The sequence below is a fragment of the Nocardioides sp. genome (assembly GCF_031422975.1).
GTDB lineage: Bacteria > Actinomycetota > Actinomycetes > Propionibacteriales > Nocardioidaceae > Nocardioides.
On sequence record NZ_JANPEO010000540.1, the window covers coordinates 1 to 5,177 of the forward strand.

Below are 5,177 nucleotides of genomic sequence, written 5' to 3' on the forward strand. Positions count from 1 at the left end.
GGCTACGTCGACGGCGAGGCCCACCCGATCGCGCTGGACCAGAACGGCTGGGAGCTGAGGAAGTACCAGCAGGAGGCGGCCGAGTCGTTCTGGCACGGCGGCTCCGGCGTCGTCGTCCTCCCGTGCGGCGCCGGCAAGACCATCGTCGGCGCGGCGGCGATGGCCCAGGCGCAGGCCACCACGCTGATCCTCGTCACCAACACCGTCAGCGCCCGGCAGTGGAAGGACGAGCTGATCAAGCGCACGTCCCTGACCGCCGACGAGATCGGGGAGTACTCCGGGTCCGTCAAGGAGGTCCGGCCGGTCACCATTGCGACCTACCAAGTGCTCACGACGCGTCGCAAGGGCGTCTACACGCACCTCGAGCTGCTCGACGCCCGCGACTGGGGCCTCATCGTCTACGACGAGGTGCACCTGCTTCCGGCGCCGATCTTCCGGATGACCGCCAACCTCCAGGCTCGCCGCCGGATCGGGCTGACCGCGACGCTCGTGCGCGAGGACGGCCGCGAGGGCGAGGTCTTCTCGCTGATCGGGCCCAAGCGCTACGACGCGCCGTGGAAGGACATCGAGGCGCAGGGCTGGATCGCGCCCGCCGACTGCGTCGAGGTCCGTGTCACCTTGCCCGAGGGCCAGCGACTCGCCTACGCGATCGCCGAGCCGGAGGAGCGCTACCGGCTGGCTTCGTGCACGCACGCCAAGATCGATGTCGTCCGCCGCCTCGTGGACCAGCACCAGGGACAACCGACCCTCGTGATCGGCCAGTACATCGACCAGATCGACGAGCTCGCCGAGCTGCTCGGAGCGCCCGTGATCAAGGGCGAGACTCCGGTCAAGGAACGGCAGCGACTCTTCGAGGCGTTCCGCTCCGGCGAAGAGCCCCTCCTCGTGGTCTCCAAGGTCGCCAACTTCTCCATCGACCTGCCGTCGGCGGAGGTCGCCATCCAGGTGAGCGGATCGTTCGGCTCGCGCCAGGAGGAGGCCCAGCGTCTCGGCCGGCTGCTCCGACCGAAGGCCGAGGGCAAGTCCGCGCACTTCTACACCGTGGTCTCCCGCGACACCGTGGACGCCGACTTCGCGCAGAACCGGCAACGGTTCCTCGCCGAGCAGGGCTACGCCTACCGGATCATCGATGCCACCGACCTCGACGCCCCTCGCTGACCGCTGGCCGCTGCGGGCTCTCTTCGAGGTCCGAGAAGAGCTGCTCGTCGCGTGGGACCGCCCTGGCTACCACGACCTGCGGCACCTGACCGAGGTGCTCGACCGGCTCGATGACCTCGACCGGGCGGGGACCCCCTTCGACACGGTGCCGGTGGTGCTCGCGGCGTGGTTCCACGACGCGGTGTACGACGGACAACCCGACGCCGAGCAACGCTCCGCGATGCTCGCGGAGGCGGCGCTGCCCGATCCACCGGCGGCCGAGGTCGCCCGGCTGGTGCGGATGACCGAGCATCACCAGGCCTTCCCGGACGACCTCAACGCGGCGGCGCTCAGCGATGCCGACCTGGCGATCCTGGCGGCCGATCCGGGCCGCTACGACGCCTACGCGCGCGACGTACGCCTCGAGTATGCGCACGTGTCGGACGCCGACTTCCGGGCCGGGCGGGCGGGCGTGCTGAGCGACCTCCTCACGGGGCCGTCCCTGTTCCGGACGACGCAGGGGCAGGCGCTGTGGGAGGCCCGGGCGCGCAGCAACGTGCGGGCCGAGATCGAGCAGTTGCGTCAGCGGTGAAGCCCAGCGCTCAGGACATGTCGCCGAGCTGGACGTACATCGTGAAGCGGTCGGGCCGGAAGGCGGTCCGCGACACGTTCACGACCTTGTCCTCGCACAGGGCTCGGCGCGAGAGGTGCAGCACCGGCGACCCGGGCTCGATCTCCAGCAGGATCGCCTCGTCGGGCGTCGCGGCGTCCGCGGAGATGGAGTCCTCGGCCCAGGTGGGGCGCAGACCGCGCTCGTCGAGGGCGCCGTAGAGGCTGGTGGGCATGCCACTCTGGAGGAAGCCCGGCAGCAGGATCTCGTTGAGGTAGGCGTCCTCGACGCAGACCACCTGCTGGTCGGCACGGCGCAGGCGCTTCCAGTGGATGACCGCGTCACCGGGCGAGATCTCGAGCGCGCGGGCGACGCCGGGGCCGGCCTGCTCGCGCCGCGCGACCAGCGTCTGCGACTCCGGCAGCAGCCCGCGCCGCTTCATGTCCTCGGTGTAGGACGACAGCTGCCCCACCCGACGTCGCGGGTGTGCGACGAACGTGCCGCGACCTGGCACCCGCTCGAGAAGCCCTTCGGTGACCAGCACGTCGAGCGCCTGCCGGACCGTCATCCGCGCGACCCCGAAGCGCGCGACGAGCTCGCGCTCAGAGGGTGCGGCAGCCCCGGGCGCGGCCTCGGCGACGAGGGCACGGACGTATTCGCGCACCTGCACGTGCTTGAGCCCGCTCTCAGCGCGCTTCACGTCCACGGTGGTTTCCACATGCAAGAGAGTAGGACCGACCTCACCCCCCCGCAGCCCTTTTGTCGAAGCGCATGTTAAAGGGACGGCCACAACTTGGTAGCGCTATTCGGCTCCGATCGCGCGCAGAACATCCAGTTTGGCAGCCCGACGTGCGGGCAGGAGCGCCGCGAGCACGCCGATGACGACCGAGACCACGAGGAAGATCACCAGCTGCGCCACCGGCACCGAGATCACCTCGAGGCCCTCCTTACGCAGCGAGTGCATGAGCGCGATCCCGAACCCGATGCCCAGCACCACCCCCAGGATCGCCCCCAGCAGCGCGATCACCACCGACTCCAAGGTCACCATCCGACGCAGCTGTGAGCGACTCACCCCGATGGCTCGCAGCAGCCCGACCTCCCGGGTGCGCTCGATGATCGAGAGCGCCAGCGTGTTGACGATGCCGAGGACCGCGATCAGCAGCGCGAGCCCCAGCAGCGCGAAGATCATCAGCACCAGCTGGTCGATCGGCTTGCGCTGCTCGGCGGCGAAGCCCTGCTGGTCCTTGACCGTCACCACAGGCGACTTCTCCACGACCGCGTCCAGGGCGTCCTGCACGCCGGCGCGCCCGTCCGTGTCGATGACCAGGAAGTTGTCGGAGTCCTGGTAGCCGGCGTCGACCAGGGTCTGCGGCGTCGTGACGAGGGGGAAGAACAGGATCGGGTTCTCTGCGTACAACCCGACGATCGACAGCTCGTGGTCACCGTCCGCGAGCTGCACGGTGACGTCGTCGCCCAACTTCAGGCCCTCCTCCGCGGCGTAGGTCTCGTCGACGACGACCGTGCCGTCGGACAGGTCGGCGAGGTCGCCCTCGACCATGTCGATCCTGAAGCCGTCGCGCATGGTCTCGGGCTCGGCTGCGCCCAGTCCCTGGCGGTCGCCGCCGCGCTGGGTGATGGCGAACCGCTGTGCCCACACGCCCTCCACGCCCGGCACGTCGGCCATCTCCCGACCGACCCTGGTCGAGAAGCTCTGGCCGACCAGGCTGCTGACGACGTAGTCGCCGACGAAGTTCTCCTCGATCGTCTGGTCGACGCTGGCCTTGGCGGAGTCGCCCACGATCGCCATCGTGCAGGCGAGCGACAGCCCGATCATCAACGCGGAGGACGTGGCTGTCGTCCGCCGCGGGTTGCGCAGCGAGTTCTGGCCGGCCAGCGTGCCGATCGAGCCGAAGACGCGGCTGTAGAGCCAGGCCGCTGCCGCGAGCAGCGGGTAGCTGATGACCGGGCTGGCGGAGGCGACGCCCAGCAGGATCCCCAGGATGCCGCCGCCCACGTAGTAGAGCGGATGTGGCACCGCCTCGGTCAGTCCGGCCGCGAGTGCGACACCGCCGGCCACGATCAGCACGATGCCGACGAGGAGGCGACGGCGCAACGACGACTCGGGCATCGCGATGTCGTCCCGCATGGCCTGCACGGGGGCGATCTTGCTCGTCCGGCGGGCCGGGAAGAAGGCCGCGCCCATGGTCACGATCACGCCCACGGCGTACGCCGCGAGCACGGTCTTCGGAGCCATGATGAGCGGTTGCCCGGAGAGATCGAGCCCGAACTGTGCGAAGAGGCTGCGGATGCCGATGGCCAGCAGGACGCCGAGACCGAGCCCGATCGTCGAGCCGAGCAGGCCCAGGATCAGCGCCTCGAAGAGCACCGACCTGGTGACCTGCCTCTTGCTGGCGCCCAGGGCACGGAGCAGGGCCAGCTCGCGGCTGCGCTGGGCGACCAGGATCGAGAACGTGTTGACGATCAGGAAGGCACCCACGACCAGGGAGATGCCGGCGAAGATCAGCAGGAACGTGGTCAGGAAGCCGACCGCCTCCTGGATGGCGCTGGCAGCCTCGTCGGCCGCGTCGTCGCCGGTCACGGCCTCGATGCCGTCGGGGAGCGCCGCGGTCACGGCTGCCGCCAGGTCCTCCTGGCTGGTACCCGGCTCGGCCGTCACCCAAATGTCGGTGAAGGCGTCCTTGCCGTCGAGGAACAGGTCCTGGGCCGTCCGGGTGTCGAAGGCGGTGAAGGTCGCGCCGTTGAGCGAGCCGCCCTGCGGGAAGCCGATCACGCCGACCAGCTCCGCGGTCAGACTGCCACGGTCGGTGGCCGTCACGACGTTGACGTCCTGGCCGATGACGTAGCCGCCCTCGCCGGCCGTGGTGGAGTCGAGCATCACCTCGCCGGACTTCTCCGGCGCCCGGCCCGCGATGATGGCCATGCCCTCGAGGTCGTGGCCGGCGGGCGCGTCGGTCCAGTTGCCGCCGATGCTGGGAGGGCCGTTGCCGCCGATCAGCTTGCCGTCCTTGCCGACGACGTAGACGCCGAAGGCCGACACGTTGCCGTCGACGCGGGCGGCTCCGTCGACGCCCTCGAGCTCGTCCACGAGCGAGGCATCGACCGTCCGGGTGGTGGGCTCGGCTGCCGCGTCGGTGTTCTCGGGTCGGACGACGACGTCGCCGACGGTCGAGGCCATCAGGGCGGTGAAGCTGCGGCTGAGGGTGTCGCTGAAGACGAGGGTGCCGACGACGAAGGCCACGCCGATGACGATGGCGAACGTGCTCATCAGCAGGCGCACCTTGCGCCCGAGCAGGCTCTTGAGGGCAGCGCGGAACATCAGCCCTCCACCGCTGCGTGCTTCTTGGTCATCTCGATGACCGAGTCCCGGTCGGGGTTGCGCAGCTCGTCGACGATGCGGCCGTCGGTGAGG

Annotated in this window: 4 protein-coding genes; 2 read left to right on the top strand and 2 right to left on the bottom strand. The window is 70.0% G+C overall.

All coding sequences use genetic code 11. From position 1 onward, the window contains the following. Together RMO85_RS16020 and RMO85_RS16025 are read left to right on the top strand one after the other, a co-directional pair. Positions 1-1,158 (top strand): DNA repair helicase XPB (locus RMO85_RS16020; RefSeq protein ID WP_310529720.1); only part of this gene is annotated, 1,158 nt, incomplete at its 5' end. Beyond that, positions 1,130-1,729, top strand: coding sequence for a hypothetical protein (locus RMO85_RS16025; protein WP_310529721.1), 600 nt, complete (start codon positions 1,130-1,132; stop codon positions 1,727-1,729). The genes RMO85_RS16020 and RMO85_RS16025, both read left to right, overlap by 29 nt. A gap of 10 nt (positions 1,730-1,739) precedes the next feature. Here the strand turns inward: RMO85_RS16025 and RMO85_RS16030 are convergent, their stop codons facing one another. Together RMO85_RS16030 and RMO85_RS16035 are read right to left on the bottom strand one after the other, a co-directional pair. Further along, positions 1,740-2,465, bottom strand: a complete 726-nt coding sequence (locus RMO85_RS16030) for a GntR family transcriptional regulator (RefSeq protein WP_310529722.1) — start codon at positions 2,463-2,465, stop codon at positions 1,740-1,742. A gap of 84 nt (positions 2,466-2,549) precedes the next feature. Then, a complete protein-coding gene (locus tag RMO85_RS16035) occupies positions 2,550-5,084 on the bottom strand; it encodes an FtsX-like permease family protein (protein ID WP_310529723.1) in 2,535 nt (844 codons plus the stop codon). Positions 5,085-5,177: the final 93 nt, after the last annotated feature.

Excerpts from the sequence above, each read along its gene's own strand:
- RMO85_RS16025 (WP_310529721.1), top strand. The coding sequence starts at position 1,130 with ATGCCACCGACCTCGACGCCCCTCGCTGACCGCTGGCCGCTGCGGGCT.
- RMO85_RS16035 (WP_310529723.1), bottom strand. The coding sequence starts at position 5,084 with ATGTTCCGCGCTGCCCTCAAGAGCCTGCTCGGGCGCAAGGTGCGCCTG.